Genomic DNA, 14,947 nt, shown 5'->3' with positions numbered 1-14,947 from the left:
AAAAAGATGTCAATTTGGTTGACATCTAATACTTCATTTCCACCAGGTTTTAGGAGCAGCCAGGTTACCATTTAGAAGGACGGTTTCTCCTAGTCGTGGAGCTATTATATTAACTTGTTTTTCAAGTGCTGCACTTATCGCACGTTCAACTGGATCTGTCCAGCTATGATACGCGAGTGTAAAAGCTCCCCAATGAATCAGCATCATATTTTTTCCTTTTACATCCAGATGAGCTTGAACGGATTCTTCTGGCTGCATATGAATCGCTGACCATCGTCTATCATATTGACCGCCTTCCATCAAAGTGAGGTCAAAGGGACCATATTTTTCACCGACCTGCTTAAAATGCGGTCCGTACCCACCGTCGCCACTCGTATAAATCCTTTGATTTTCTCCAAGTATCACCCAGCCATTCCATAAGGTGCTATTTCGATTGAACAATCCCCTGCCTGAAAAATGCTGGGATGGAACGGACGCAATCGTTAAACCTTCCCACTTGACTTCATCCCACCAATTACATTCTGTTATTCTGTCTTCATTAATTCCCCACTTCAAAAGATGCGCTGCTACACCAAGCGGAACAAAGAAATGTCTCACTTTATTTTTCAATCTGATCATGGATGGATAATCTAAATGATCATAATGGTCGTGTGTGATTAATACAACATCGATTGGCGGTAACTTCTCAATCACATCTAATAAATCTTCACTATAACGCTTAGTTCCAACAAACGAGACGGGTGATGGAGTGTGTCCAAACATTGGATCAATCAGAATTCTCTTTTTGTCTAATGTAAGGAGCATCGTTGAATGACCAAACCATGTTAAACAGTCTTCGTTACTGTGGATCTTATCCCAATTAAGAGAAATCGGAATAGGGGTACTTGGACTTCGCTCCGCTTTTCCTGTTAAGGAATCTTTCATTAATGAAAGAATGGCAGATACATCCATCTTCATATCGGTCGGATTTTGATTGACAAATTTACCGTTTTTATAATGGTTGAAAATACGATAACTCTCACGATCCTGCTTACTTGGGCTTGCACCAAATGTCGGGTGTAATGTTATAAATAGGATGATTCCTATCGCTAGAACACCTAAAATGATCAGTAGATATAGCATTATGCTTGCTGGTCTCCCTTCAAAATACCTTTAAAAACTACTTTTTTACCTATCATAACGAACAAGGTTATATCTATCAAATTTGTAGAGAGTAATATAAAAAATATAAAACACCGCCCAAGTTTTGTGGCGATGTTATGTAGTAAATTATTTAACCATTCCCCTAGCGTCTACCTTCCATACGTCTATTTCCTTTCCATTCTCATGAACCACATACTCTTCAAACTGATTCACGACCGTACAGGCATGGTTGGGAATGATCTGTACTTTATCATTTATCTTTAGTTTTGTTTCTCCTGTTAAACTACCTACCCCATGTTCTTCCGATAAACGTTGTATGATGACTTCAGGATGACCGATGATCTGGCCGAACCCGCTGACAGTCTGATTGCCATGTGCACCCTTGTCTAAACATAGTGACTTACTGCCTGTATCAAGAATGATCCGATCTTTATATTCACCCACCACTGATGCCAGCAGGGTTACTGCACAATTGTCTGTGTTTGCAACACCAAGACCTACTTGGATACCATCGAAAAACACTGCATTACCTGGCCTTATTTCTGTTATACCAGGTATTTTTCCTGCAACCCTAAAGGTTGGAGTGGAACCAACACTTCGAACGGGAATTAGAATACCAGCCTGTTCACATTCCTTTGCGCTTTCAACGACTGCAAGCCCTTCCTGCAGGCCTATGTTCTCAATTTCTTCATAGGTTTTCGCTGCATACGAATGTCCAGCATGTGTAAAAATACCTCCGAGTTTAAGCTTTGAATGAGACAAAATTGCTTTTGCTAATAAAACAGCTTCCTGTCCAGGTTCCACACCACAGCGATTGAGCCCAGAATTCACTTTGATCCATACTTCTAGCGTAAAAGGAGACTGTTCCAGTCCTTGCTGAAGATACCCTAGTGATTCCGTATGATCTACGGACACTTTCAGGTGAACTCCTTGCTGCAGGAGGTCTACTATTTTCTTAATTTTATCGGGACTTGATATCGGATAGGCAATTAATATATCGTTAATCCCGCCAGCAGCCATTACTTCTGCTTCGCTTACTTTTGCACAGGTGACTCCCACTGCACCTGCTTCTAGCTGGAGCTTTGCTATTTTGACAGATTTATGTGTTTTGATATGAGGTCGATAGGAAATACCCTGGTCCTCTGCAAAGTCAGCTATATTCTTTATATTCATTACCAACTTTTGATAATCAAGAAGCAATGATGGAGTTTCAAGTGTCTGAACCATCCTCATATCTCTAAATACTTCTCCATACGAATGTCAAACCACATCTTACCAGCCCAATAAGTAAAATTCTCAATTCGTCCAATTTCCTTATACCCTAACTTCTTATAAAGCTTTTGTGCTTGTGTATTAAATTCAAACACACCTAACTCAACCCGGCTAAGCCCCTGCTTCATGATTTCTTCCTCTAAAAATTGGATTGCCTGATATCCAATCCCTTTGCTTCTGCCTTCAAGCTCACCAATCGTAATTCCAATCCATGCTGTACCTTCTTCTTTTTTAAAAAGATGGTTTGGATCAACACTGTAATTCATTTCTCCAATTAATTGGTCATCCAGGTAAATCAAATAAATATGATGGTGGTCTAATCTTTGTTTTAAATCATCCAAGGTCATCGTATCCCTGCGGTCCAATTCAGCCTTGTTTTTATTCGGACGTGTCAACGGAATTAATACCTCATCATTATCCCACCGATTAAAAACATCTACGAGCGTTTCGCTGGGTTCTTTTACTTTTATAAATTTTATGTCCATAATACTCTCCTCTTACCCGTTATAATTTGAACTTATCTTTGATCGCTTTGGCTGCTTCCTCTGCACTCATGTTAGTATTGTTTATTCTAATATAATTCTTTCTTTTGATTTCACCGTCCATGGAATTTAATCGGTATTTTTTCATAGACTCTTTTAAATTATTTTCAGACCATTCAATGTTTCTCTTTGTAGGTTTATGTTCAAGTCGATGAGGGCTTTTATTGCGCTCAAGTCTTTCATCCAAATCTGCCTCAAGTTCTACGAAATAAACGTCCCCGCCTCTCGATTCAAAGATTTCACAGACTTTATTGACATATTCCCAGTCAGATGGATGGTCAAAGGCCCATACATATGTAAAAATCAAACCCTCTAAATCGCTTTTTGCTACAGACTCAAAAATTTCCTGACGGATTAAGCTTACTAACCTTTGGCCATCTTTTGTGCCAAAATCAAAAATAGGGGTAACCAGTTCTATGCTCATATGATTATGGAAAAGCTTTAAACCTGTTAGTTTCGCTAATTCCTGCCCAACTGTCATTTTTCCTACAGCCTGTGGACCAAATATCAAAACAAATTTCATGAAAATCCTCCTACAAAATCCTTCACTACGAAGTTTATACATTCTCTCTTTTTTACAGAATCCCTTCTTTTCCTTCCATTCGGTAAAAAAAAGGCACACCCGCTTGGATATGCACTTAAAGGAGGCTGCTGAAAGGAAACTAACCTCTAATAACCGTCCCGCAATCAAAAATCGCTTGGTTCTTGCCATTATGCTTTGCCTTATATAATAATTTATCTGCGCGCCTGACAATATCTACTTGATTTGAGATTCCTTGTTGATTCGAAAATAAACCGAAGCTCATAGTCACGGAAAAGCTCCCATTTTCACTTGTAAACTGGACTTCACGTAATTCTTTATAGACCTTCTCCAGACACGGTATAATTTTTTCATTATCTGCTGTTTGAAAAATTATCGCAAATTCCTCTCCCCCATAACGGAACGCATTACCTAATGAGGAAGGGATACTATGCTGAAGAATCTCTCCAATTTTCATTAAAACTTTATCACCGTTAACATGACCATGTGTATCGTTAATACTTTTAAAATTATCGATATCCGCTAAAACTACCGCCATTTCAGTCTTATTAGTACCAGATAAATAGACTTTAAGTGTTTCTTGAAAATGACGGTGATTATATAAGCCCGTTAAATAATCACGAACAACCAAGTCTTTGTAAACGTATTGGAGTTTATGATGATGGCGTTCACGGTTAACGATTAATGCACCAAAAAATCCAATGACTAACAAGAATACAAGGTTTAATAAAAAAATGACGATTGATAGATTGGGTAAGGGCAAACTTATCCAAAACAAGACCGAATAAGTTACCGCCATTAGCGAACATGATATCGCCGTTCCAAGAATCCCCCAATAAATGGTCGAATGAATGACGAGTAAGTAGGCTATTGGGAATACTGGGCTTGTGACACCTCCTGTTAAAATCAAAAGCCAAATGAGGGCTATATAATCAAAAAGAATACCCGTTTTCATAAGCAAATTAAAAATAGTATTATTCCCAGAGGCTAACCACAATGCAACTTGAGCAATGGTAATATACGTAAATCCAAAAATGAGCAAATAATTAAAGGTATGTAGATTGAAGTTAACAATAGTGGCAATCGGTGGATAATAAAAAACGATTACAGAAACGATTAAAAAAATCCATCTAACAATAGAAAATATTTGTTCTGTTACAAAATCTGTCAGTAAGAACTTATCTTTCATGTTAACCATAATCCTTCTTTTTTCAGTTTAGTTGCATGAACTGCTATATGGTAAAAGTTAAAACGACCTCAGCGTTTTTACTATGTGTATTTTAATAGAAATAAAAAACCCTTATTATTCTATTATCATACAAGTTTTAGATAATAAAATAAATAAGAGATTTTGTCAAATTCTGACTATTTATAGACTATTTTACTTTCCTTTGTTATTTGGTTTCATCAATTGTCCATTTTACAGTAATACCACCTTGTAAATCATCTCCAGTTACAACTACATGATAAACACCCGACTCATGTGCCGTAAACGTCATCTCTCTCTCCTCCGCCTCTGTCATACCGACTAAATCACCTTTAGGATTGAGAACATGATATCCGTATCCTCCACCATTTTGGTTTTTAAAATCAATAGATATGTTAATAATCTGACCTTCATTTACTTTAATAGGTATTTCATGTTTTCCATTAAAATATTCAAAGCTTGCTGTATAAGAGGTAGCCTTCCTCTCTTCATCCCACTGTTTCTTTTCTGTAAAGTTAATATTCATTAATAGGATAAAAAATAATGGAACCAGAAAGGCAAACACAAGTTTTCTACCTTTTGAGCGGTCTGTTAGGTACGTTCCAAAATAGAAAATTAATGCGCACAGCGCTCCAATGGTACCTGCAATAAAATTAATAACATTAATCCCATTGATAAAGAAAAACGCATACCCAGCAACTATATATAGAAGAATTTTTAGGGTTTTGTTTATTCTAGCTATCTTCCATTCTATGATATCAATCAAAATGGAGCAAAATATGCCATAGCCAAAAATAATGATCCAGATGTATTCACTAGAAATGGTATCAACAAATTCAACCATATCCCACTCACTTTGTAGAAATAGAAAAGTAAAGAACAGCAAAAGCGTAAAACCAGCACCAGCTAACTTAGTGAATAGAATACTAATTAACTTGAAAAGTTTTATTTTATCTAATGAAGCCATCAGAACCTCCAGTAATTAAGGAAAACTTGAGTTATCCAATATTTAATATATAAATTATTACACAAATAACAATGACATGTATTGAAAATCTTCTAAATAAAAGAATGTCTTTTTGGTTTTAGCAAACAATAATATTAGTGTTATTTTTACAACTAAAAGGATAAGAGGTGACAGAGATGAAAAAAGATTCCTATTCCAAAGGAGAACCTACTCTTGCAGAAGGGATTAATACTGAGGATATATTGAATCAAGATGCCACTCAGGAGGAAATTGAAAACGGTGAATCCACAAATGTAACGGTTTTGTCCCTAGATGAAAACGATCCTAGCTAATTAAAGCTCAGACCTGCTATGAAGAAAGTATTAAAGGAAAGCGATGCCTGTTAAAGCATCGCCTTTTTATATTATTTCAATAAGCTCACAGTTGCCTCTTTTATCCTCGCAATCAAAATGTAAATATTCTGTTACTGTAATAGAGTTGATGTTCATAGTTTGAAAGTATAAACTTTACGTACTATTTAAGGAGGGATTATCCTGAACACTGTTACAGTAGATAAACTATTATTTAAGAAAAAATTAACCATGATTGAGCAATACGCTATTAAAGATTTCCTCTATAAATGGGTCGGCGAGCCGCCAGAAGGAATAGATGATTTCCTATCGCTCGAGTATACAGAATGTGTCTTTGCGAAAATGGAGGCAAACAAAGCACTTTTCATCAATGGAAGCGAACATTTCAGGTATGCGACCATAACCGAGAAAAATCAAATGGTTATTGGTTTCTTAGATTCCAATAAAGAGTTAAAGCATAGAGTTCTCTCTCTAGATGAAGTTTTAATTGGTAAGCACTTTTAGCTGCTTACCTTTTTAAACCCTTAACCTTCCCCCAAGTGTCAAATGCCCATTTAGATACCTCTCCCTCTAGTCCCTTCGTTTTTTAACCAGTTCCCACAAATGAATTATTCTTTGGAAAGGTATACAATAATAAGGTAGAACCTCAATTAAAGGATGTATCACATGGATTGGAAACCGAGTAGAGATTCAAAAATACCTATTTATAAACAACTTGCTATATATATTGAAACCGGAATTGGTAATGGAACTTTTCCGCATGATAAACCTCTGCCTTCCGAAAGAGGTTTAGCTAAGGAACTTGGCATAAATAGAAGCACCGTAATCGCTGCTTATGATGAATTGGAATCAAATGGTTTAATTGACCGGAACAGGGGCAGCGGAACGACCATCAGTAAAGATATTTGGGGCCTTTCCAAGAAACGGATCCCAAGTTGGAACAGATATATTGAGGCCGGTTCGTTTTTGCCAAATTTGCCTGTGACGCAAAGAATACACAAAGAAATGGCACAGCATAGCCTCATTAATTTAGCTAGTGGTGAATTGTCTAAAGATCTCTTTCCGATGAATGCCTTACGAGAGATTACTTCTAATCGTTCCTTTATCGGATCATTAGGGTACGACCATCCCCAAGGAAACGCTATCCTGAGACAAACCCTTACCAACCATGTTAAGCAGTTTCGTGGAATTGAAACGAACCCATCATCGATACTAATTACATCAGGTGCACAACAAGCTGTGCACTTAGTTGTACAATGTTTGTTAAAACCTGGGGACGCTGTGGCGATTGAAAATCCTTCCTATCATTACAATCTGCCAGTTTTCAAATCAGCAGGAATCAAAACATATAATTTAATGGGAGATCATAATGGAATAAATCCCAATGATATAACTGCTTTGTATAAAAAACATAGAATCCGGATGATATTTTTGAACCCTATTTTTCAGAATCCTACCGGGACATTAATGTCTGAGGAAAGGCGCAAAAAGGTTCTTGAACTATCATCTGAATATGGAATTCCCGTTGTTGAGGATGATCCTTACAGCCTCACATCTTTTACTGGAGAAAGGATTCAAACTCTTAAATCCTTAGATCTTTATGGGAATGTCTTATATATTAGCTCCCTGACAAAAATCGTTGCTTCTGGCTTGAGGATTGGCTGGATAATTGGACCTAAAGCGGTTATTGAAAGGTTATCTGATGCCAAGCAGCAGGTGGATTTTGGACACGCCTCTTACACGCAATGGATTGCGAATGACTTTATAGAATCCAAGGATTTTGGAACTCATATAAAGAATTTAGTCAGTCAGTTAGAAAGCAGAAAAGATCAAATTGTCAGCAGCCTCCATACCTATTTAAGTGATCAAATCAAATTTACGATTCCTGAAGGCGGAATTCATATCTGGTGTAGGTTAAAAAATGAAGTAAATGAAATTCAATTGCTAGAAGAATCCATTAAAAGAGGCGTTATCTATGTACCTGGATCAACAATGGGTACTGAGAAAGGATTTATCCGTTTTACCTTTTCACGGGAAAAAGAAGAAAATATTAATGAAGGAATAAGAAGGTTTGCAAATGCTCTTCAAGCTGTTTCAAAGAAATAATGAAGGATCAGGACTAATTCTGATCCTTTTAACCATGTTTACGTTAACCAAATATAGATTCCAAGTGACACTAATGCAATAAAAATAATCACTACATATATTAAGGTTAAATTGGTTGTATTTCTTTTAGTAGAACCTCTGTAGTTTTCATCAGGCTTCCCCGTTAAGACTAAGGTCGAGCCCACAGCAATAATTAAGATGATAATGACTAAAACGGATAATATCTCCATGATGCACCTCGTCGTATTATTTAGTGCTTTTATTAATTATAATAGCGTAACTTGAACAATACTTAACCATCCAATTCACTAAAAAATAGACCATCCACTTTGAACAATATTCAAAACTATTATGTACTTTCTATTTCTATGGATTAAACCTGCCCATTAATACGGTATTATAGTAATTTCCATCGGATAAACGTTTGTCTTTTTTTAAGATACCTTCTACTTCAAATCCATATTTTTGATAAAGCTTTATAGCTTTATCATTGGTCTCGAGAACATTCAAGTTCATTTTCTTGATCCCATTGGCATCTGCCCATTGTACAGATTCTTCTAAGAACTTTTTACCAATCCCATAGCCCCAAAATTCTTTTAAAACACAAACACCAAATTCTACCTTATGAGAGGTACGTGTCAATTGGTTCCCTTCGCATCTGGAAAAACCTACAATTCTATCATGAACTTCTGCTACTAAAAATAAGTTGTGGACTCGTTCTGAATCCTCCTTAATAATCTTTTTAAAATCTGTTTCATCTATGTATGCCTCGCCTTGTTCTCTATCTAAATTCTCTGTTTCGCCGTCAATCTGCAAACGGACTTCAGACAAACTCTTTGCATCTTGCTCCATTGCAGACCTGATGGTAAAACATAAACCGTTAATGGTAAATTCCTTTGGATTTACGATCACAGCAGTATCCTCCTCCTTGTCTCATTCATTTATTTTAATATTCTATATTTTGTCTGTAAATAAAAAAGCGATGGAATAGAATCTATTCCACCGCTAGAGTTATATTAAATGCTTACGGATTCATGCTGAGGCTGGAACGCCTTTTTCAATGCTTGAACGTATTCATTTCTTGCCTTTTTTCCAATTTCAGAAGTTGGATTTAAGAGTTCAAATCCATGATAAGCTCCTGGATACAGGTGGAATTCTACCGCGACTCCAACTTGAGCTAATTTTGCAACGTATTCTATCGTTTCGTCACGGAATGGATCCAATTGGCCAACACATGTATAAGTTGGCGGCAGGTTAGACAGATTTTTTGCACGTGCCGGAGCTGCATAAGGTGAAACTTCTCCATTAGCATGGTCGCCTAAATACATCCTCCAGCCTGCTAAATTGTTCCCACGATTCCAGATGGCACGTTCGTCTGTAATTTCGTAACTAGAAGGTGTCACATTACGGTCATCAATCATCGGGTACAATGGCATTTGGAAAGAGATGGCTGGTCCTTTGCGATCACGAGCTAACAAACTTAAAGCAGCGGTTAATCCACCACCAGCACTTTGACCTGCTACAGCCACTCGCGACACGTCAATCTTAAGCTCATCTGCAGCATTTGTCATCCATAGCAAACCAGCATAGCAGTCCTCTAGAGGAGCCGGATATGGATGCTCAGGAGCAAGGCGGTAATCCACTGATACGACCACACAATGTGCCTCTTCAGCAAAGAGCTGGCAATCCCCATCGGAGCCATCTACATCTCCTAGTACATACCCGCCACCATGGATGAACAGCAATGCTGGAAGCTTTTCCACATTTCTCGATACGGGTTCATAAATTTTAACCTTCATATCCTGGCCGTCTCCACCTGGTATGGTGCGTGTCAAAATAGTAACGTTTTCAGACTTTTCAATAGGAATAGCAGGAGCTTGCCTAGCTTCCGCCAGTCCTTCAGGAAGTTTAAGCGGCGGGAAAACCGTCAGTATATCTTTCAATTCTGGTGCTACTCTATTCATAAAATCCATTACAAAACCTCCTATTAATTTCTCTATGTACCATCATTGCTCGCACAACCATCATATGCTTTTTCATATAAAGTTAGTACTATTAAATAGACTTATAGACCTATTCATTCTTAATTTTTCTTAATTCAATAAAATCCATGTTTTCTACTGAATGGTTCTTTTCCTGCCAAATAATAAATAGGAGCAGTTTAGATTCTTTATCATAATAGGTGCACTCTTTTTTACATTCAAATACATAATATCCATCTTTATTTAATGATGGTATACCACTTTCATAATGAGGATGAATATTAAAATTCAGTTGTTCAATCTTTTCGTTTCCTTTATATTTAACTACAATGGAGTAGCTGCTATTTAGTCCTTCTATTTCTGAATTTATCGTAATCCGCCAATTCTCATCCTCACCCATGTAGGTAACTGTTTTTCCTCTTAACATTATTTGATAAAATGCTGCTATCAGAATTACTATTATAATTGACCAAATAATCTTCTTTTTTCGCATAAAAAATACACCTCTTTATAAGAGATGTAAAATAAATATATTTATGACTGATATTTATACTAGAATATATGTTAAACAATGATTGCGGGATACCCTTTTGCTTTTAACTCATCGACCAAGCCCTTTGCTCGATTAATGTCTGAAAAAGCTCCAACTTGTACAGTATAAAGCACATTCGTAGTTGATGAACCAGCAGGTTTCTTTTTCAGTCCATACTGATCAACTAACCCATCCACAACTGCTTTTGCTGCTCTTTTCTGATACTCTGCACTCCTCATTTTCATGGCTTCGTTTTGGTTAGTCATAAAGGCGAATTCTATTATTATCGCTGTCATTTTCGTTTCTCTTACCATTTGGAAATCCGCAGCTTTGACTCCACGATTTCGAAACCCTAATTCCTTTACTAGGTTGGTTTGTAGTTTTTCAGCAAGGTCTGCCGCCTCTTTAGGCTTTGTTATATATGTGTAGGTTTCAGTGCCGCCTGCAGTGTTCCAACCAGTTCCGAAAGCATTCAGATGGTAGTCGATATGGACATCAGCGTCCCATTCATTTATGATATCGCATCGCCTCTTAAGTGGAATATCGCTTTTCCCAGTTGGATCATCAATCCTTTTTTGTGATACACCTTCATATGTTTCCAATTCCTTCATCACTTGCTGAACAATTTCACTCGTAACCTGCCATTCCTTATACCTATCAGGTGATTGCTTCCCTGCTGTAACTAGTGCATGTCCTGCGGCATGAGTTATTTTCATCATATTCTCTCCTCCTTTTTTTCAAAAAAGAAACCAATTAAAAAAGATTTCCTTTACCTTCTATATATAGATAAATCACAAAAATGGACAGGTTCGATAACAATTTGTTATATCAAAATAACTTTTTAGCAACCAAAGGGATTTTTATACTAAATTGGGTAAATTAAGGGTAATTGTATTTTTAACACTTTAATAGGAGGTATAGTATTGATATTAACAAACCCGTTAAGCGCTTCAGAAATAGGAACACTATGGCTTACATATCAAGAAAAGACCCTAATTATGAGAATGTTGGAACATTTTATCGAAAAGTCAGATGACCAGCAAGCCTCGAATATTCTTGGTGGTTTGTGGCAGGAGTTAAATTTCTATGTACTGCAAATGGAGCAGATCTTTGAGCAGCAAGGTATGGTGAAACCAATTGGCTACACAAAGGAAGATGTTTATTTGGAAGCTCCTAAGTTATTTGATAATGGGTTTGATGTCATGTTTGTCCGAATATTAAAAGAAGTAAGCATGGGCATGTACACCATTAATATGAATATGGCATATAATGATAAAGTTATGCAAATTTATGAGGGACTAACAACAGTCACACAGAAAATTTATAAATTGTCTACCCTTTACTTGCTTGAAAGAGGAATTCTAACTTTACCTCCAAAAGTAACGATGCCAAAGACAAATGAATTTATTAAGAGTAAAAACTACTTGGATGGCTTAAACCCTTTTGGAGATAAACGAGCTTTAAATGACATAGAGCTGGGTATTCTTCATCATGGAATTGAGACAAATAATATTGGGCTACAGCTCATTACAGGTTTTGCACAATGTGCTAAGAATAAAGAAGTTAAACAATATTTTGCTAAAGGGATGGAGCTTGCTAAGAAGCAAATCAAAATCATGGAAGATATTCTTCTAGAAAGCGATGTCCAATTTTCTGCTACTTCAGGTTGCACGGTAACAACATCAACTGTGCCCCCATTTTCTGATAAGTTAATGATGCATTGTATTTATCTTCTTAATGGATTTGGTTTGGTAGGAAATGCTTTTGGAACCTATTTTAGTATGAGGAAGGATATTTCCGTAAAAACAATGTTCTTAGCCAAAGATGGTTATACATACGCTCAAGAAGGGATTAAGCTTAAGATTAAAAACGGATGGTTTGAGGAACCGCCGCAAATGGAAGATCGCTCCAAAATTATTAATGGTGAATAATCATACCTGGAACAAAGGTTAGCACCGACAGGGTGTCGGCCTTTTTTTATTTGCACAAAAAAAATCAATACACCAGTACCTCCCCTGTTATTTTCATCACACCTTCTGCAATCTTTCGAATGTAAAATTAAATGGAATCATCAAAAAAATGTAGGAGGATGTTCTTTTGTTAAAATTATTTGTTTTCGTATTAATTCTATTTACTTTGGTCTTGATTAGTATGTTTATTGATGGTGTGGTGGAGTTACATAAGCAGGAAAAGGAAGAAAAGAAAAATATCATACGAGATGGTATGAAAGGTTATTTAGATAAAACGTTTGGATTTGGAAATGTCACCCTCTATAAAACCATTCTTGACGCTGAAGGAAATACCTGTTACTTAGTATATTTACCTAAATACGAATGGTTCAAAGCTCCAAAATACGAATGGTATGAAGTCTGCGCCACTCAGAGCGGATATAAACATGAAGCAGTAAAGGGATAATATAAATAGCCCAATGCTCGAATGAGCTCGAGTCATTGGGCTATTTATATAAATTTCGAGTTTATATTTTTAATACATACTTGGCGGGATGCTGCCTGCATTAGGCATATCCTTTAATACTGCAGGCGGTGTGTCGTGGATATAAGGCGGTGCTGGCCTTAGTTTTGGTTTCGGTGCAAGCGGTACAGGATTTTCAACATATTGGAAAACTCCTTCACCATCGATACTTGGACCATTCGCCCAACGACCTGCGGCACTTTCATTGCCAGCTGATAAATTAAATAGTGTGTATGAAACTTCTTGTTTTTCTAGGTGACGCGGGAACGTACTTGGAACCACTACATTTTCCTTGCACTCAAGTTCTTGTATAGCAGCAAGCCATTGGTTTTGGTGCATTCTATCCCTGGCGATTAACCAAGAAAGCATATCTTTAACACCAGGATCCGTAGTCATTTCGTAGATACGAACTGCCTGCAGTCTGCCTTGGGATTCAGCATTTAAATTTGCTCGAAAATCTGCTAGCAAATTTCCGCTTGCGATAATATACTCAGCTTTCCATCTATTTCCAACGCTGTCTGCCGGCATGGCACCAAGGCCTGAAACAATGGCATGCTGCACATTCATTCCACCTAGGATTGCCCCGATAATTGGGTCCTGAGCAGCCATGGCTTGATCGCCTACCGGTGCACCATCCAGCAATCTTGCTACCATTGTTGCCAGCATTTCAATATGCGCCAGTTCTTCTGCACCTGTATCCATTAACAGGTCTTTATACTTACCGTTTCCACGGACACTCCATCCTTGGAATAGATATTGCATGGCAACAGACATTTCACCGAATTGACCACCAATTAATTCTTGAATATATTTTGCCATGAACACATCGGGTCTTTCAGGTTTTGCATTGTATTGCAATTCCTTAATATGATAAAACACGTCTACACCACTCCTCGGTTCTCTATCCCTTACATAGCAGGGCTAAGAGTATCTTATTTTATTGGCAAGGGCTGGGTGTATGTCCTATCTAAAGCATTGGTAATCTTATGGAAATATTCGTTGAACTTATATTATAAACCTGTTTCTTTTTCATATATCTTGAGATAACCACCGCTAACTCCATATGCTATACCATTATTCTTCCATCCGTATTTTTCATAATATCCTTCAAGATCAGAAGTCAAATAAAGCTTTTTATAGCCTTTTATTGCAGCTTGTTTGAGACCATGATTCAGCAGTATGGATCCTATCTCCTTTCCCCTATATTCTCTATCAACAAATAGGCATGCCAGCCATGGGCATAAATCCTGTCGACTGTTAATATCATTTCTTAGTAAAGCATATGTACCTATGATCTTCTCATTTTCTACTGCTGCATAAAACCTTGGCAGATCTGAGGAGGCAGATGCAGAATGAATTATACAATCCTCATAAAACTTGAAATTATCCTCGTTTCCCCATACTTCCCAAAATACTTGTATCGCCTGTTCAAAAAGGTCATTTCTATCCTTCAGTTCAATAATTTCCATTTTCTGCTCTCCCATTGTTCAACTTTTATAGCCATTCTTCTGGTATCGTACTATTATCTGCTAGCGAGAATGCCGCATTGGTAATGGCTTCAGGTAACGACTTCCCAGCTTCACAGACATCGTTAAAGCATACTTCATTTTCTCCTTTTGTCTGATATGTATAGCCGAAGCTTTTTAATCTATCAACGATTAACTCCGCTTGGTCAAGGTTCTTCTTTGGTTGGAAGTCATAGATAAAAACCTCTTTTTCTGGGTCATACCATCGATCCCACCTGTTTAATTTCCAACCAAGTATTCTACGTGCAATTACCTCAGTTTTGTTCATATTTCACTGACCTCTTTTGCTTTAGATGATTATATTTTA

At 37.1% G+C, this 14,947-nt stretch carries 19 protein-coding genes; 5 read left to right on the top strand and 14 right to left on the bottom strand.

Annotated features, from left to right (window positions below; all coding sequences use genetic code 11):
* Window positions 1-33 precede the first annotated feature (33 nt).
* The 6 genes from H0184_RS16295 to H0184_RS16270 all read right to left on the bottom strand — a co-directional run bounded on the left by H0184_RS16295 (window position 34) and on the right by H0184_RS16270 (window position 5,672).
* Window positions 34-1,122: an MBL fold metallo-hydrolase gene (locus H0184_RS16295; protein ID WP_221827051.1), complete on the bottom strand. Its 1,089-nt coding sequence runs from the start codon at window positions 1,120-1,122 to the stop codon at window positions 34-36.
* A gap of 147 nt (window positions 1,123-1,269) precedes the next feature.
* A complete protein-coding gene (locus H0184_RS16290; RefSeq protein ID WP_221827050.1) occupies window positions 1,270-2,376 on the bottom strand; it encodes an alanine racemase in 1,107 nt (368 codons plus the stop codon).
* A complete protein-coding gene (locus H0184_RS16285; protein ID WP_221827049.1) occupies window positions 2,373-2,900 on the bottom strand; it encodes a GNAT family N-acetyltransferase in 528 nt (175 codons plus the stop codon). The genes H0184_RS16290 and H0184_RS16285 overlap by 4 nt, the downstream gene beginning before the upstream one ends.
* A gap of 19 nt (window positions 2,901-2,919) precedes the next feature.
* Window positions 2,920-3,480, bottom strand: coding sequence for an AAA family ATPase (locus H0184_RS16280; RefSeq protein WP_221827048.1), 561 nt, complete (start codon window positions 3,478-3,480; stop codon window positions 2,920-2,922).
* A gap of 139 nt (window positions 3,481-3,619) precedes the next feature.
* Entirely contained in the window at window positions 3,620-4,687 is a 1,068-nt protein-coding gene (locus tag H0184_RS16275) for a GGDEF domain-containing protein (protein WP_221827047.1), read from the bottom strand.
* A 205-nt stretch (window positions 4,688-4,892) separates the two neighbouring features.
* Entirely contained in the window at window positions 4,893-5,672 is a 780-nt protein-coding gene (locus tag H0184_RS16270) for a hypothetical protein (RefSeq protein ID WP_221827046.1), read from the bottom strand.
* 176 nt (window positions 5,673-5,848) lie between these two features.
* On the opposite strand from H0184_RS16270, the gene H0184_RS16265 reads away from it, so the two are divergent.
* From H0184_RS16265 to pdxR, 3 genes are all read left to right on the top strand, one after another.
* Window positions 5,849-6,004: a hypothetical protein gene (locus H0184_RS16265; RefSeq protein ID WP_221827045.1), complete on the top strand. Its 156-nt coding sequence runs from the start codon at window positions 5,849-5,851 to the stop codon at window positions 6,002-6,004.
* Between the two features lie 249 nt (window positions 6,005-6,253).
* The gene (locus H0184_RS16260; protein WP_221827044.1) at window positions 6,254-6,526 is read left to right on the top strand and encodes a hypothetical protein; all 273 of its coding nucleotides are present in this window, start codon (window positions 6,254-6,256) and stop codon (window positions 6,524-6,526) included.
* Window positions 6,527-6,688: 162 nt separating this feature from the next.
* Complete coding sequence (pdxR, locus tag H0184_RS16255; protein ID WP_221827043.1) at window positions 6,689-8,128, top strand: MocR-like pyridoxine biosynthesis transcription factor PdxR; 1,440 nt, start codon at window positions 6,689-6,691, stop codon at window positions 8,126-8,128.
* 38 nt (window positions 8,129-8,166) lie between these two features.
* On the opposite strand, the gene H0184_RS16250 is transcribed toward pdxR, so the two are convergent.
* From H0184_RS16250 to H0184_RS16230, 5 genes are all read right to left on the bottom strand, one after another.
* On the bottom strand, window positions 8,167-8,358 hold the full coding sequence (locus H0184_RS16250) for a hypothetical protein (RefSeq protein WP_221827042.1): 192 nt from the start codon (window positions 8,356-8,358) through the stop codon (window positions 8,167-8,169).
* Between the two features lie 136 nt (window positions 8,359-8,494).
* The gene (locus tag H0184_RS16245; RefSeq protein ID WP_260631635.1) at window positions 8,495-8,980 is read right to left on the bottom strand and encodes a GNAT family N-acetyltransferase; all 486 of its coding nucleotides are present in this window, start codon (window positions 8,978-8,980) and stop codon (window positions 8,495-8,497) included.
* 164 nt (window positions 8,981-9,144) lie between these two features.
* Window positions 9,145-10,101 (bottom strand): alpha/beta hydrolase, encoded by a 957-nt coding sequence (locus H0184_RS16240; RefSeq protein ID WP_221827040.1) that lies wholly within the window; start codon window positions 10,099-10,101, stop codon window positions 9,145-9,147.
* Between the two features lie 100 nt (window positions 10,102-10,201).
* The gene (locus H0184_RS16235; protein WP_221827039.1) at window positions 10,202-10,603 is read right to left on the bottom strand and encodes a hypothetical protein; all 402 of its coding nucleotides are present in this window, start codon (window positions 10,601-10,603) and stop codon (window positions 10,202-10,204) included.
* 71 nt (window positions 10,604-10,674) lie between these two features.
* Entirely contained in the window at window positions 10,675-11,361 is a 687-nt protein-coding gene (locus tag H0184_RS16230) for an N-acetylmuramoyl-L-alanine amidase (RefSeq protein ID WP_221827038.1), read from the bottom strand.
* Between the two features lie 204 nt (window positions 11,362-11,565).
* Here H0184_RS16230 and H0184_RS16225 point away from each other — a divergent pair, with 204 nt between their 5' ends.
* Both H0184_RS16225 and H0184_RS16220 read left to right on the top strand, forming a co-directional pair.
* The gene (locus H0184_RS16225; protein ID WP_221827037.1) at window positions 11,566-12,573 is read left to right on the top strand and encodes a DUF3231 family protein; all 1,008 of its coding nucleotides are present in this window, start codon (window positions 11,566-11,568) and stop codon (window positions 12,571-12,573) included.
* 166 nt (window positions 12,574-12,739) lie between these two features.
* Window positions 12,740-13,057, top strand: coding sequence for a hypothetical protein (locus tag H0184_RS16220; RefSeq protein WP_221827036.1), 318 nt, complete (start codon window positions 12,740-12,742; stop codon window positions 13,055-13,057).
* Between the two features lie 69 nt (window positions 13,058-13,126).
* Here the strand turns inward: H0184_RS16220 and H0184_RS16215 are convergent, their stop codons facing one another.
* The 3 genes from H0184_RS16215 to H0184_RS16205 form a co-directional block, all read right to left on the bottom strand.
* Window positions 13,127-13,993, bottom strand: a complete 867-nt coding sequence (locus H0184_RS16215) for a manganese catalase (RefSeq protein ID WP_221827035.1) — start codon at window positions 13,991-13,993, stop codon at window positions 13,127-13,129.
* A gap of 131 nt (window positions 13,994-14,124) precedes the next feature.
* Window positions 14,125-14,583 (bottom strand): GNAT family N-acetyltransferase, encoded by a 459-nt coding sequence (locus tag H0184_RS16210; protein WP_221827034.1) that lies wholly within the window; start codon window positions 14,581-14,583, stop codon window positions 14,125-14,127.
* Between the two features lie 25 nt (window positions 14,584-14,608).
* Window positions 14,609-14,908 carry a BC1872 family protein gene (locus H0184_RS16205; RefSeq protein WP_221827033.1) on the bottom strand — a complete coding sequence of 100 codons (300 nt, stop codon included), beginning with the start codon at window positions 14,906-14,908 and terminating at the stop codon, window positions 14,609-14,611.
* Between the last annotated feature and the right edge of the window lie 39 nt (window positions 14,909-14,947).

The sequence above is a fragment of the Neobacillus niacini genome (genome assembly GCF_019749295.1).
Classification (GTDB): domain Bacteria; phylum Bacillota; class Bacilli; order Bacillales; family Cytobacillaceae; genus Neobacillus; species Neobacillus niacini_D.
This window is presented reverse-complemented; position numbering and strand designations above follow the sequence as displayed.